We start from the raw sequence: 12,953 nt of genomic DNA, 5'->3' as shown, positions 1-12,953 counted from the left end.
GGAGCGTAGCTCTTCTCCCGGTAGTAGGCTTCGTCGGGAAGTCCCAACCCGGCCTGTTCCATATGAGCCACGTTGACACCAGCGTTGCCCGGATCGCCATAGATGGCGATGCCGAACAGATCAGGTCCGCCAGTGGGGTTGAACCGGCCCAGCAGGCTGGTGAGCGCCTTTTTGTCGGACACAGCGTCAATGGCCTGCAGGTCTGGGCGGATGGGTTCCATTCCCGCGGCTTCTATGGCATCAGTATCCAGGAAGCTGCGGTAGAGCAGGGCTGATTTGACTGCCGGGGATTCCGGGTCCTCGAGGATTTCACGGATCTGTGCTTCGGCATCCTCGGCAAGCTTGTCGAAGGAGCCGAACCGGGAGCGGTCCTCGGGCAGACTGTAGGTGTCGATCCAGGGACCGTTGACAAAACGAAAGAGATCGTCCTGCGGCCGAATGACCGAGGAGAAGGAGGCCGGATCAAGTCCGGAGGAGGTCTTGGGTTCAGTAGATTGTGCCATGCCACAAGCCTAGCCATCTTTGGTGACATGCCATGCCCTGGGTTGCCGGGATCGGCGGATCGGCGAACCATCCGCCGAAGGGGAAAAGCCGCGATTGCCTCCTTGGTGATTTAAACTTGACAGACGGTAACAGGACGGCCGCTCGGCCGCCTTGAGCGAGTGAAAGAGGACGGTATGACGGATCCCATGCAGGGCGGTCAGCCCAATCAGTTCGGCGGTCAGAATTCTGGACAGAATGGCGGCCAATACCAGAATAATTATGGTCAGTACGGGCAATACCCCGGCTATCAGGGGCGCCCGCCACGCATGGATCCATTTTCCATGATCGCCGAAGATCTAGGATTCAGGACCCTGCGGGCCATCCGCATCATCATGGGTGTCATGGGCGTGATCGGAGTCATCCTGGGCCTGGCCCTGCTGCTCAGGCCGGACAAGACCCTGATTGCCGTGACTGTGGTGCTGGGCATTTACTTCATCATCTCCGGCGTGGTCCGTCTGGCCACTTCCATCGTGTCAAAGGGCCTTCCCGGTGGATGGCGGGTGTTGGGTGTCCTCTTTGGCGCCCTGATTGCCGTCGGCGGCATTGTCATCGTCAGGAACACGGCCCTATCCGCTTCAGCGCTGACCCTGCTGGTCACCATCATTGTGGGCATCAGCTGGATCATGGAGGGCGTGATGAGTCTGGCAGCCTCCTGGGGGCTCCCGCATTCAGGCTGGGCCATTTTCTCAGGCGTCGTCTCCATCATCGCCGGGATCATCGTCATGATCTACCCGCTGAGCTCCGTCATCTTCCTGGTCATCTTCAGCGGGTGCGCTCTTCTGGTGCTGGGAGTCGTTTCCATTATCAGGGCCTTCACCTTCGGCCGGAACTGAGAGCCGGACTCGTCCGACTGACCCGATAATACTGAGTGGTAGTACTTGGGCAGGATCCTGAGGGGCGGCACCCGCGGGCACCAATCATGAAAGGACGCAGAGGATGATCGAGCTCAAAACTAAGCAGGAGATCGAACAGATGAAGCCGGCGGGCAGGTTTGTCGGCAGCATCCTCAAGGAGCTCAAGTCCATGAGCAAACCCGGGGTCAACCTGCTGGAGCTGGATGACTACGTCAAGGACAGGATCAACGCCCGCAAGGGAGCCACATCCTGCTACGTGGACTACGCGCCTGACTTCGGCACCGGCCCCTTCGCGCACTACATCTGCCTATCCGTCAATGATGCCGTCCTGCACGGGGTGCCCTATGACTACAACCTCAAGGATGGCGACCTGCTCTCCCTGGATCTGGCCATCAACGTGGACGGCTGGGTGGGCGACTCGGCCATCAGCTTCGTGGTGGGCGAGCATGCCGATCCAGAGGATCTGCGGCTGATTCGAACCACTGAAGAGGCCCTGAAGGCGGGCATCGCCCAGGCCCAGCCCGGTAACCGCCTGGGTGACATCTCCGCTGCAGTCGGTGAGGTTGCCCATGAAAACGGATACAGCGTCAACCTGGAGTTCGGCGGACACGGGGTAGGGCGGATTATGCATGGTGATCCCCATGTGCCCAACGACGGCACTCCTCATCACGGTTACAAGCTGCGCCCGGGTTTGGTCATTGCCATTGAGCCCTGGTTCCTGGCGACCACCGATCAGATTTACCAGGATCCCAAGGATGGGTGGACCCTGCGTTCTGCAGACGGATCGCGCGGTGCCCACAGCGAGCACACTATCGCCATCACCGAGCAGGGGCCTGTCATCCTGACGACCAGGGACTGAGTCGAGGGCTGTCCGGTACCGAAGTATGACTATAAGGGACCCAGTAATGTCCACAATGTGGATGCTCCTGGGCCCCTCTTTTATACCGGTCCTGTTTGATGCCGGCCCTTTCGTTTCTGGCCTTGTGCTTGCAGTCTGGTGCGGAACGAAGACGGCACTGGCTTGGACCTGAGTGTCGTGGTTGTGATGACAGATTCATGCTTGCAGTTACAAGTCGGTAATCGAAGTCGTGGTTGTTTCTGCTAGCATGTCGGCAATTCCACGCCGGTACAGGTGCCGGTAGCCTGATCCGGCATGGCCGTCGACTCTCACTGGCACCTCACTGGTTGATTAACAGGAGGTGCGTGGTGTCTACTGCACGGTTGTCCATCGATTCCGAACAGGTTGATCTTCCCCTGGTTCGCGCCACCGAAGGGCCCGACGGCATTCTGGTCTCCTCCCTGCGCAACGACGGCTGGGTCACGCTGGATCCCGGCTTCCAGACCACGGCCCAGTGCGTCTCGGGAATCACCTTCATTGACGGCAAGCGGTCCATACTGCGCTACAGGGGCTATGCCATAGAGGATCTGTGCGCTCAGTCCAATTTCCTCGAGGTGGCCTGGTTGCTGTCCCACGGTGAGCTGCCTGATACCGAGCAGTACCAGTGGTTCCGCCGCCATGTCCTGGGTTACACGGTCGTAGGGGAGGACTTCCGCCATCTGCTCTCGTCCTTCCCTCGCCAGGCTCACCCCATGAGTGTGCTGGCCGCTGCGGTCAACGCGCTTGCTGGCTTCCACCCGGACACCTGTGACGTAGACGATCCCGATCAGCTGGATGAGGCCAGCGCCATCATCATGGCCAAGGTGCGCACCATTGTCTCATTGATCCACCGGCGTCGCCGTGACCAGCCTCTGCTCTACCCGGACAGGACCTGGGGCTATGTGGAGGACTTCCTGCGGATGAGCTTCGCCATGCCCTACCAGCCCTATCAGGCTGACCCTCTCAAGGTACAGGCCCTGGACAAGCTCCTGATCATCCATGCCGACCATGAACAGAACTGCTCCACTTCAGTAGTGCGGATTGCTGGATCAGCCCGGGCCAATCTGTATTCGGCAGTGGCTGCCGGCATCAATACTCTGTCAGGTCCCTTGCACGGCGGCGCCAACGAGGCCGTGTTGCGCCAGCTGAAGAGCATACGGGATTCCGGTCTGGGTGTGCGAGGCTATGTGGACCAGGCCAAGAAGGAGGGTCGGAAAATTGCGGGTCTGGGCCACCGGGTCTATAAGTCCTATGACCCGCGCGCGGCCATAGCCAAGCAATGGCTCTACAAGCTCATGGATGAACCCGACCAGAATAAAAATGCCGAGGATGCGGAGCTTTTCGACGTGGCCTTGGAGCTGGAGGATCTGGCCCTGCATGACGACTACTTCGTCGAGCGCCACCTCTATCCCAATGTGGACTTTTACACTGGACTCATCTACCGCGACATAGGCTTCGACCCGGAGATGTTCACCACGCTCTTTGCATTGGGTCGCATCCCCGGATGGATCGCCCAGTACAGGGAGATGCTGGACGATCCAGACACGAAAATCGGTCGTCCCAGGCAGGTCTATACCGGGCAGGGCCCGCGCGACTACCTTCCCATGGAGCAGCGCTGAGTCCGATGACCGACTGGGACTCAGTTGGCGTGCAGCCGCTCATTCAGCTCGATGCCCTTCTTGCGGGGCAGGGCTTTGACCTGGCCGGTGCGGGAGTCGCGGATGAAGAGCAGATGATCCCGTCCGCTCAGTTCCGCTCCTTTGACCACCTGGTCGCCCAGCCCGATTTTGGTGCCGGCGGTGACATAGAGCCCGGCCTCAACCACGCAGTCGTCGCCCAGGGAGATGCCGATGCCGGCGTTGGCTCCCAGCAAGGAGTGCTGACCGATGGAGACCCGATGGCGACCTCCTCCGGACAGGGTGCCCATGATGGAGGCTCCGCCGCCGATGTCCGAACCGTCCCCGACCACAACCCCTTGGGAGATCCGGCCTTCGACCATGGAGTGGCCCAAGGTTCCGGCGTTGAAGTTCACAAAGCCCTCATGCATGACCGTCGTTCCTGGAGCAAGATGGGCGCCGAGCCGAATACGGTCGGCGTTGCCGATGCGTACCCCCTCGGGAACCACGTAATCCACCATGCGGGGGAACTTGTCCACGCTCAGCACTGTTACCTGCGTCACCGGGATGCCTGGCATGGACCGGCTGGCTGCAGCCATGACCTCTGACCTGCGCAGGGCGAAGTCCTCCACGGCGAAGGGGCCGTAGTTGGTCCACACCACCGTGGTCAGCTGTTCGAAGATTCCATCAAGGTTCATGCTGTTGGGCTGGGTCAGACGCATGCTGAGCAGATGGAGCCGCAGATAGGCATCGGCGGCATCCGCTATCGGGCCATCCAGATCGGCCACGGTGAAGACCGGCACCCGGCGGATGCCGCGTGCGTCGGGCTGGTTGTGGACTTGGTCGCCGAAGTCGTGATTGGGACGGTTCCCCGGGGTCGGCGGCGTCGAGATCTCGGCCTTTGGATACCAGACGTCCAAGGTCCGGCCCTTCTCGTCCTGGCTGGCCAGGCCCCAACCCCATGCGGTGCGTGCTGTGCTCATCGTTCCTCCTTCAGGCGGTGCAGTCAATTGATATGAGTTGTCTTACAGGATAAGCCGGTCGACGCTCAAATACAGACTGTCCTTCCGACAGTCGGGTCTGGATGGTCGCCAGCCAGGTCCCAGCCGATAGGTAAAATTATTATCCATGAGTGCCTACAGTCATGAGCGGGAGCGTCGGGAGCGTCGGCGCCGCAATACGGCCAGGGTGGTCTGCCTGGTCATCGCCGTGGCTTTGCTGGCCAGTCTCGTCATCCCCGCCATCTTCAGTGGCCTTTGACCGGGCCCGTCCGGTCGGCGGGAATTCGGCCGTCACAGGCAAAGGCAAATAAGGAATGAAGACGGTGGCCGGCTCGTGCGGAGCCGGTCTGGAAAGCGGTGAGACAGTATGGCAGAGATGGATTTTGCTCAAGCATTGGAGCAGGCCAAGGCCAAGTACGAGATGATTTCCAAGGCGCTGGACCCGGAGGGCCTGCGCTCGCGAATTGCTGATCTGGAGCGTCAGGCCAGTGCGCCTGGACTCTGGGACGACCAGGAGAACGCCCAGAAGGTGACCAGCAGGCTCTCGGCCTTGCAATCTCAGCTCAAGCATTTGGAGTCAGCATCCTCCCGGCTGGACGATGTCCAGGCTCTTGAGGAGCTGGGCCAGGAGGAGCATGATCAGGACACTCTGGTGGAGGCCCGCAAGGAGATTGACTCTTTGAGGTCCGACCTGGCTGACATGGAGATTCAGACCCTGCTGGACGGTGAGTACGATGAGCGTGCTGCCGTGGTCACTATCCGCTCGGGTGCCGGCGGAGTGGATGCAGCCGACTGGGCGCAGATGCTCCTGCGAATGTACATGCGGTGGGCTGAGAGGCATGGTTTCTCTACCAAGGTCATGGACACCTCCTACGCGGAGGAGGCCGGTATCAAGTCGGCCACCTTCCAGGTGGACGCCCCCTACGCCTACGGCCGTCTGTCGGTGGAGGGCGGCACCCATCGTCTGGTGCGGATCTCGCCCTTTGACAACCAGGGCAGGCGGCAGACCTCCTTCGCTGCCGTCGAAGTCATCCCCCTGGTGGAGCCCACCGACCACATCGACATCCCCGACTCGGACATCCGAGTGGACACCTACTGCTCCTCCGGTCCCGGTGGCCAGGGAGTCAACACCACCTATTCGGCCGTGCGCATCACTCACCTGCCGACCAACATCGTGGTCACCATGCAGGATGAGCGCAGCCAGATCCAGAACCGCGCGGCTGCCATGGCTGTTCTGCAGTCCCGGCTGCTGGTTTTGCGGCACGAGGAGGAGGCCAAGAAGAAGAAGGAGCTGGCTGGCGACATCAAGGCAAGCTGGGGGGACCAGATGCGTTCCTACGTGCTGCATCCCTACCAGATGGTCAAGGATCTGCGCACCGGATACGAGACCTCTGACACCCAGGGGGTCTTCGACGGTGACATTGACGCTTTCATCGAGGCCGGCATCCGTTGGCGGCATCAGCAACGGGTCCAGGCTCGCGAGGAGGAAGCCAACAAGTAGAGCTTCATCCGGCCGCGGTTTGGTCGGTGTTTCATGAGTGAGTAGTGTCAGTCTTCTTGATAGCCTCTGTAGATGAATACCGAGGAACGGAGTGTCAATGGCGTTGATTTCGCTCAAGGACGTGACCAAGATCTACCCCAAGGGGTCCCGTCCAGCCTTGGATGGCATCAGTCTGGATGTCAATCGTGGGGATTTCGTTTTTCTGGTGGGCGCCAGCGGATCGGGCAAGACCACATTGCTGCGCCTGCTCCTTCGTGAGGAGGAGGCTACCGAGGGCGAGATCCGTGTGGCCGGCAACGACCTAAGACGTCTGCGCAACCGCGAGATCCCAGGGTATCGGCGCTCCATCGGTTTCGTTTTTCAGGATTACAAACTGCTCAACAACAAGACCGTATGGCAGAACGTAGCCTTCACGCTGGAGGTCATCGGCGCCCGTCGGTCCACCATCAAGACTCTGGTGCCGCAGGTGCTCAAGACCGTGGGCTTGACTGGCAAGGAGCACAACTACCCCCATGAGCTTTCCGGCGGTGAGGCCCAGCGAGTGGCTCTGGCCCGGGCCTACGTAAACAACCCGGAAATTCTGCTGGCGGATGAGCCCACTGGCAATCTTGATCCCACCACCTCCCTGGGCATCATGGAGGTCTTGGACGCCATCAACAGGACCGGCACCACCGTGGTCATGGCCACCCACAACGAGGAGATCGTCAACTCTATGCGCAAGCGGGTGGTGGAGTTGCATACGGGTCGGATCATGCGCGACGAAGCCCACGGTTCCTATGATTCTTCGCGATTTTTCCCAGATGCCGAGGTTGCGGCGCGCTCTCATCACGCCATCGGGGATCCAGATGACGGCGATGCCCTGGACCATGCACGCGAGGCTGGAGTTGCAGGGCGCCGTCCGGTGCAGATCGTCGTGCAGGATGGAAACAACTCGGCTACCGGGCCCATCGCGGATGGAACCAAGGGGGCCAAGCAGGTAGTCCAGGCGGCGGCACAGGCTGTCAACCAGGGCCAGTATGGCGACGAGGGAATCGCACGTCTAGCCAAGTCCATGCATTCGGGGAGAACCGGACGCTATGGAAAGGTCTTCACCTCGGTGGAGGACACCCTGACCTGGGGCAAGGGTCTGGGCAGTCTTGAATCCGCGCAGGAAGATTCCAATCGGCATGAAGATGCGGCTGCAGGGCAGCCCGATCAAGGGAACGACTCTGGCTCGGATGAGCGATTCCGCAGGCCTGCGACCCATGGCGGCCAGGATCGGTCAGGTCAATCAACTGACGGTTCCGGCCACAGAGGACACGACAAGGCAGGAACTGATCGTGATGAGTCTGCGAAATACCTCCAGGCTGAACATACAGCTTCCCGGAAATCCCGGAAGTCTGCCCCTGATTCCGATGCTGCTCGGCCTAAGCCGACTGCCGAAAGCAGGTTCCAGGATCGGCAGACTGGAGATTCGAACAGTCGGAATCGGGACAAGAACCAAGACGATTACCGCAATCGTGATCGTGGCGAAAAAGCGTCTCAGAAAAACGTCAACGCCAAAGATCGCCAACCGATGAAGAACTCCTCTGCCAAGACTTCTGCTTCTGGGCAACAGAATAAGAGGCCCGATCAGCATTCGAGGTCTGATGGTTCCGGCCCAGCGGAATCGACCGGCAAATCCGGTCAGACTGCAGGCCAGATGAAGCAGGACGTCGCGAAATCCTCAAAACAGACCTCCAATAAGAGCAGGGCCAATAAAAAGGTATCAATGGGCGAGAATCATCATGGTGTCGAGTCCATGGGGGCCCCACCGGCGCCTCCTGCTCCGCCTGAAGCCCCCAAGCAATCAAGGAAGTCCCAACGAGATAATGATGCATCGGCTCGGGATGAGCAAGATGACGAGAAGAAGGCGGCACGATGAGACTGCGGTTCATCCTTTCCAGCACCTGGGACAACCTGCGTCGCAACGGGTCCATGATTCTCTCGGTCATGCTGGTCACCTTCATCTCCTTCCTGTTCATAGGCGCCTCGGGCCTCATGCAGGCTCAGATCAGCAAGGCCAAGGGAGACTGGTACGACCAGGTGGAGGTAGTGGTCTGGCTCTGCCCGGATGGCACCAGCCAGGCGGCTTCATGCGCGACCGGCAAGGCACCCACCAACGACGAGATCGTCAAGCTGGAGAACACCATCAATACCGAGTTGCGCGACTCCGTAGCCAAGATCACCTACCAGAGCCGTGAGGACTTCTTCAAGAACACCTTCCTCAAGCAGTACCCTGAAGGCACTTATGAGGGAAGGACCATGACTGCGGCAGATATGCAGGCCTCCTTGCGTCTAAAGCTCAAGGACCCGACCAAGTACCAGGTGGTCTCCGAGGTGCTGTCCGGACGCGATGGGGTGGAGGAGGTCTCCGATCAGCGTCAGATATTCGACCCGGTCTTCAAAATCCTCAATAGAGCCACAGCGGTCACCTTGGTCCTTGCTGTGGTCATGGTGATTGTGGCTATTCTGCTGACCGGCACCACCATCAGGATGAGTGCCGCCTCCCGTCGAAATGAGACGGAGATCATGAGACTGGTGGGAGCATCCAACTGGACCATCAGGTTGCCTTTCATCCTGGAGGGTGTGGTGGCATCCTTGCTGGGTTCGCTTCTGGCTGTCGGCGCTTTGAGCGCCATCGTCAAACTTTTCATCACGGATTGGCTGGCCCAGACGGTCCAGTGGATGCCCTACGTGGACCAGTCCACAGTCCTGCTCATGGCTCCGGTGCTGATCCTAGGGGCCATGCTGTTGTCCGCATTGGCCTCTTCCATCTCCCTGCGGAGGTACCTGCGAACCTGATCCGCAGCGACGGGCCGACCGACCTTATGGGCACGAGCTCTGCCATAATGATGACTAGCATGGATGAGTGATAGTGAGGACTTGACCATGAATCGCACGAAACATTTGGAAGCCATCTGTGGCCTGGTGGGGTCGTTGGCCATGATGTTTGGGGGAGGAATACTGGGATTGACAGTGGCCCCCGCACCGGCGCAGGCTGATTGGAGCAGCTATCAACAAAAGGTACAGAACCATGAGGCCCTGAAGAGCAAGCTGGCGGGTGTCAGCAACGAACTGGCTAACCAAATTTTGAGTCTGAACGATTTGACCGCCAACCAGATTCCGGCGGCGCAGCAGAAGGCTGTCGAAGCCCAGCAGCAGGCCGAGCAAGCAGACAGCCTGGTTCAGGCCACCAACGATCGTCTGCAGGCGGCCCGGAAGGATCGAGCCGACTTGGAGACCAAGATCCGTCAGACAGGCATCGACTATGACGACGCCAAGGCTGGTGTGGCACAGATGGCAAGAAAGAGCTTCCGCGGCTCTGAGGTCTCCCAGGTCATGGACGTGGTGACTAAGTCTTCCAGCACCAAGGACTTTGTGGACAAGATGCAGGCTGATGCAGCCGTGACCCGGTCCGAGGCCAACGCCGCCAATGATGCCGCCAACACACTCAATTCCTCTATGAACCGCAAGCAGCGCCTGGAAGCCATTGAGGAACAGATCAGCACCTTGAAGGCCAAGGCCGACCAGCAGCAGGCGGCAGCTCAGCAGGCTGCAGCCGAGGCACAGGCCAAGCAGGACAGCCTGCAGGCCTTGCGCGACCAAGGAACCGCAGCACGCAAGCGGCTGGAGGGTCAAAAGGCTGCCCTGACCACGCAGTCGGCCCGTGAGGCCGCTGATATTGTGGCCACCGAGTCTATGATCGATTCCTTGAACACGGGCAATGCTGGCGGCGGTGCTGATCCCCATGCCGGCGGCGCCCAGCAGATCGGCGGAGGCGGATCCGCACCAGCGCCGGCTCCGCGGCCTTCTCAGCCGAGCAACGGGGGCGGTGGAGGTGCTTCCGGCATGAACTATGGGGTACCCGGTAATTGCCCTGAGGGCTCGGGGTTCTGCTATGGTCATCCCACCGGCAACTCGGTGGGCGGCAGTGCCTATCCTGCTCGTCAGTGCACGCTCTGGGCATATATCCGTCGCTCGCAGCTGTCCCTGCCTGTGGGATCCTATATGGGAAACGGGGCTGATTGGGCTAATACGGCACGTAGTCTGGGCTACCTGGTCAACAACACTCCGCATGTGGGCGCCGCCATGGTCTTCGCCCGTGGCCAGCGGGTCGGTTCCTGGAATGCGGACTGGACCTATGGCCACGTGGCTGTGGTCGAGCGGGTCAATGCAGATGGATCGGTGCTTATCTCCCAAGGAGGTACCGGCTTTGCATCCTTCCCCGCTTATGAGACGGTCTATGGGGCCGGCAACTACCAATACATTCATTACTGATGTCGTTGCGGGCCAGGTCCGCCGCTTGGGACGTTACTATCGCTGTCCGGAGTGCCAGGTAGCCTCCTTGGCGCGATCAAGAGGAGGATATTATGGCTAAGGAAACCGGTACATCCATGATCGCCCAGAACCGCAGGGCCCGTCATGACTACCAGATCGAAGACCGGTGCGAGGCCGGCATCGCGCTGACCGGGACTGAGGTCAAGTCCCTGCGCGAGGGGCGTGCCTCCCTGGCCGAGTCTTTCGTCAGCATTGACAGGCGGCACGAGGTCTGGTTGGAGAACGCCAATATCCCTGAATACCTCAATGGAACATGGAACAACCACGCACCTAAGCGCAAGCGCAAGCTGCTCCTCCACGCCAAGCAGATCTTTCGCCTGGAGCGGCAGATTCAGGCCAAGGGCTACACGATCGTCCCCTTGAGCATGTACTTCAAGGATGGCAGAGTCAAGGTGGAGATTGCCGTGGCACGAGGCAAGCGCGAGTATGACAAGCGCCAGTCTCTGCGGGAGGAGCAGGACCGCCGCGAGGCTCAACGGGCCATGCGCTACCGCAACCGGCGAGGCTGAGCTTCAGGTTTAGTCTCTTCTTGATTTTCAGATAAATCTACTGAATTTTCCCGGTCTCATAACAACCGACAGTCGTCTGCTGAGAGCTTCCCGTTCTATGCAGATCCGACACGCCCGGGGCCGATGTCGATAAGCAGCCCTCGAGGGCGCCTTTGGCTTGTTACAGAGCCAAAACATCAGAGTATGTAGTTTGCAAAGACGGAGCAAGTCTTCATCTGTATGCATAAAAATACAAATGTGTGCATAATAGTGCATGTCAATCAAGGGCAATGTGGGGTCGCTTCGGGCGGTCCGGAAGAGGAGAAGACATGGGCAAGATCAAGGCGGTGTTGGCGGCGGCTCTGAGTGTCACCCTGCTGGCCTCCATCGGGGCCTGCGGAACCACCGACGAGGCGGACACCAGTAGTGCATCGGGCAAGGCCACCACAAGCTCACATCCAGCGGCTTTTGACGTCAGCGGCATCAAGAAGGATCCTGCCATTGCGGCCAAGGTGCCTGAGTCGGTTTCCAAGGACGGTAAGCTGACCGTGGGCATGGAGACCTCATATGCGCCTGGCGAGTTCATGAATGAGGACGGAAAGACCCCCATTGGCTATGACGTGGACCTATCGAACGCCATTGCCAAGGTCATGGGGCTCAAGGGGGAGATGGTCAGCGCCTCCTTCGATACCATCATCCCAGCCATCGGCAGCAAGTATGATGCTGGCATCTCCAGCTTCACCATCACCAAGGAGCGGATGCAGTCGGTCGACTTCGTCACCACTTTCAAAGCGGGTACGGCCTTTGCCGTCAAGAAGGGCAACCCCTCAAAGATCAATCCCGACGACATCTGCGGCGTCAAGGTCGGAGTACAGACTGGGACCATCGAGGAGCAGCAGGCTGCCGACAAGATCTCGGCCGAGTGCAAGGCCAAGGGCAAGAAGCCGGTGGATGTTCAGTCTTACAAGCAGCAGACTGATGCCGCCACGGCAGTGGTCAACGGCAAGATCGACGTTTTCTACGCCGACTCCCAGGTGACCGGGTATGCCATCAAGCAGACCGATGGACAGCTGGAGAAGCTGGGCAAGGATACCGACATCGTCCTTCAAGGCGCCGCACTGAAGAAGGGCAGCGGCATGGCCGAGGCCACCCAGGCGGCTCTTCAGAAGCTGATCGACGACGGCGTCTACACCAAGATCCTCAAGAACTGGGGCGTTCAGAGCGGCGCGGTCGAAAAGGCTGAGATCAACCCTGCGGTCTCTGATTAAGGCAAGGCCAGGCGCGGGTCGTCACATCGGGCGACCCGCGCCTAAGCAGGTGATTCAGCCAATGGGCTAAGCCGAAATAAGTTCAACGGTGCGGAAGGAAGCAGGAGATGCATACCAAGAAGGGGACGGACCAGATTCAGATCCCCGGGAGAATACATGCCAGGCCGGTGCGCAAGCCAGGTCCGATCGTGGCTGCGGTCATCGTAGCCATTTTCGTGGCCATGCTGATCCACGGCATGGTGACCAATCCCAATTTTGATTGGCCCACGGTCTGGAAGTATCTTTTCAACGAGCACGTCCTTGACGGCATCAAGTGGACCCTTCTGCTGACCGTCTACGCCATGGTCCTGGCTACAATCCTGGCCATCATCCTGGCGGTCATGCGCAAGTCCTCCAATCCGGTGCTGCGCTGGGTCAGCTGGTTCTTCATCTGGTTCTTCCGTGGC

General features: G+C 59.8%; 10 protein-coding genes and 3 pseudogenes. 11 read left to right on the top strand and 2 right to left on the bottom strand.

Features of this window, described 5'->3' with window-relative positions; translation table 11 throughout:
* Positions 1-503, bottom strand: a pseudogene (locus AC0AP0_RS04185) (peptidase M13); the annotation flags it as partial.
* A 174-nt stretch (positions 504-677) separates the two neighbouring features.
* Here AC0AP0_RS04185 and AC0AP0_RS04180 point away from each other — a divergent pair.
* The 3 genes from AC0AP0_RS04180 (at position 678) to AC0AP0_RS04170 (ending at position 3,893) form a co-directional block, all read left to right on the top strand.
* Positions 678-1,376 (top strand): HdeD family acid-resistance protein, encoded by a 699-nt coding sequence (locus AC0AP0_RS04180; protein ID WP_046323211.1) that lies wholly within the window; start codon positions 678-680, stop codon positions 1,374-1,376.
* A gap of 103 nt (positions 1,377-1,479) precedes the next feature.
* Positions 1,480-2,256, top strand: coding sequence for a type I methionyl aminopeptidase (map, locus tag AC0AP0_RS04175; protein ID WP_046323210.1), 777 nt, complete (start codon positions 1,480-1,482; stop codon positions 2,254-2,256).
* Between the two features lie 347 nt (positions 2,257-2,603).
* Positions 2,604-3,893: a citrate synthase gene (locus AC0AP0_RS04170; protein WP_490429468.1), complete on the top strand. Its 1,290-nt coding sequence runs from the start codon at positions 2,604-2,606 to the stop codon at positions 3,891-3,893.
* Between the two features lie 20 nt (positions 3,894-3,913).
* Here the strand turns inward: AC0AP0_RS04170 and dapD are convergent, their stop codons facing one another.
* Positions 3,914-4,873, bottom strand: coding sequence for a 2,3,4,5-tetrahydropyridine-2,6-dicarboxylate N-succinyltransferase (gene dapD, locus AC0AP0_RS04165; protein WP_490429467.1), 960 nt, complete (start codon positions 4,871-4,873; stop codon positions 3,914-3,916).
* 145 nt (positions 4,874-5,018) lie between these two features.
* Here dapD and AC0AP0_RS04160 point away from each other — a divergent pair, with 145 nt between their 5' ends.
* From AC0AP0_RS04160 to AC0AP0_RS04125, 8 genes and pseudogenes are all read left to right on the top strand, one after another.
* Complete coding sequence (locus AC0AP0_RS04160; protein WP_258326683.1) at positions 5,019-5,150, top strand: hypothetical protein; 132 nt, start codon at positions 5,019-5,021, stop codon at positions 5,148-5,150.
* Between the two features lie 108 nt (positions 5,151-5,258).
* Entirely contained in the window at positions 5,259-6,392 is a 1,134-nt protein-coding gene (gene prfB, locus AC0AP0_RS04155) for a peptide chain release factor 2 (protein WP_261252107.1), read from the top strand.
* A 97-nt stretch (positions 6,393-6,489) separates the two neighbouring features.
* A pseudogene (gene ftsE, locus AC0AP0_RS04150) lies at positions 6,490-7,428 on the top strand (cell division ATP-binding protein FtsE); the annotation flags it as partial.
* 863 nt (positions 7,429-8,291) lie between these two features.
* Positions 8,292-9,215, top strand: a complete 924-nt coding sequence (ftsX, locus tag AC0AP0_RS04145) for a permease-like cell division protein FtsX (protein WP_046323206.1) — start codon at positions 8,292-8,294, stop codon at positions 9,213-9,215.
* Positions 9,216-9,302: 87 nt separating this feature from the next.
* Complete coding sequence (locus tag AC0AP0_RS04140) at positions 9,303-10,691, top strand: CHAP domain-containing protein (protein WP_490429466.1); 1,389 nt, start codon at positions 9,303-9,305, stop codon at positions 10,689-10,691.
* Between the two features lie 92 nt (positions 10,692-10,783).
* Positions 10,784-11,260 (top strand): SsrA-binding protein SmpB, encoded by a 477-nt coding sequence (smpB, locus tag AC0AP0_RS04135; RefSeq protein ID WP_490429465.1) that lies wholly within the window; start codon positions 10,784-10,786, stop codon positions 11,258-11,260.
* 308 nt (positions 11,261-11,568) lie between these two features.
* The gene (locus AC0AP0_RS04130; RefSeq protein WP_046323203.1) at positions 11,569-12,507 is read left to right on the top strand and encodes an ABC transporter substrate-binding protein; all 939 of its coding nucleotides are present in this window, start codon (positions 11,569-11,571) and stop codon (positions 12,505-12,507) included.
* A gap of 107 nt (positions 12,508-12,614) precedes the next feature.
* Positions 12,615-12,953, top strand: a pseudogene (locus tag AC0AP0_RS04125) (amino acid ABC transporter permease); the annotation flags it as partial.

The sequence above is a fragment of the Bifidobacterium sp. POST2/T3 (B1) genome (assembly GCF_058197115.1).
Note: the sequence above shows the minus strand (reverse complement) of the source record. Positions and strands in the feature narration are given on the sequence as shown.

Bases quoted from the DNA above. Each gene is read 5' to 3' on its own strand.
- AC0AP0_RS04180 (WP_046323211.1), top strand. From the start codon at position 678: ATGACGGATCCCATGCAGGGCGGTCAGCCCAATCAGTTCGGCGGTCAG.
- map (WP_046323210.1), top strand. From the start codon at position 1,480: ATGATCGAGCTCAAAACTAAGCAGGAGATCGAACAGATGAAGCCGGCG.
- dapD (WP_490429467.1), bottom strand. From the start codon at position 4,873: ATGAGCACAGCACGCACCGCATGGGGTTGGGGCCTGGCCAGCCAGGAC.
- AC0AP0_RS04160 (WP_258326683.1), top strand. From the start codon at position 5,019: ATGAGTGCCTACAGTCATGAGCGGGAGCGTCGGGAGCGTCGGCGCCGC.
- prfB (WP_261252107.1), top strand. From the start codon at position 5,259: ATGGCAGAGATGGATTTTGCTCAAGCATTGGAGCAGGCCAAGGCCAAG.
- ftsX (WP_046323206.1), top strand. From the start codon at position 8,292: ATGAGACTGCGGTTCATCCTTTCCAGCACCTGGGACAACCTGCGTCGC.
- AC0AP0_RS04140 (WP_490429466.1), top strand. From the start codon at position 9,303: ATGAATCGCACGAAACATTTGGAAGCCATCTGTGGCCTGGTGGGGTCG.
- smpB (WP_490429465.1), top strand. From the start codon at position 10,784: ATGGCTAAGGAAACCGGTACATCCATGATCGCCCAGAACCGCAGGGCC.
- AC0AP0_RS04130 (WP_046323203.1), top strand. From the start codon at position 11,569: ATGGGCAAGATCAAGGCGGTGTTGGCGGCGGCTCTGAGTGTCACCCTG.